1 protein-coding gene is annotated in these 367 nt (G+C 54.0%); it reads left to right on the plus strand.

Annotation, left to right across the window (positions count from 1 at the left end):
- On the plus strand, nt 1-367 hold a 367-nt coding region (locus tag MM817_RS17710), incomplete at both ends, for a DHH family phosphoesterase (protein WP_241717173.1).

Below are 367 nucleotides of genomic sequence, written 5' to 3' on the forward strand. Positions count from 1 at the left end.
TTTCTCATGCACGACATGCACAAGGCAGTAGCGCGTATACAGGATGCGATTGTGCGCAAGGAAACCGTGATGATCTTTGGTGACTACGACGTCGATGGCGTTTCATCGGTCACGATTCTCGTCAAAGCCTTGCGCAAACTGGGCGTAGATCCCCTTTGGCGCGTGCCGGATCGCTTTTGCGAAGGCTACGGAATTCGTCCGCAAGCGGTCATCGACGCGAAGGAGCAAGGGGTCCATCTTATCATCACTGTAGACAATGGAATCGCCGCACTCGAAGCGGCAGATCTTGCGCGTACAAGTGGGATCGATCTCATCGTGACGGATCATCACCATATTGGCCATCAACTGCCTGACGCCTATGCACTTG

It is taken from the genome of Sulfoacidibacillus ferrooxidans, from assembly GCF_022606465.1.
GTDB lineage: Bacteria > Bacillota > Bacilli > Alicyclobacillales > SLC66 > Sulfoacidibacillus > Sulfoacidibacillus ferrooxidans.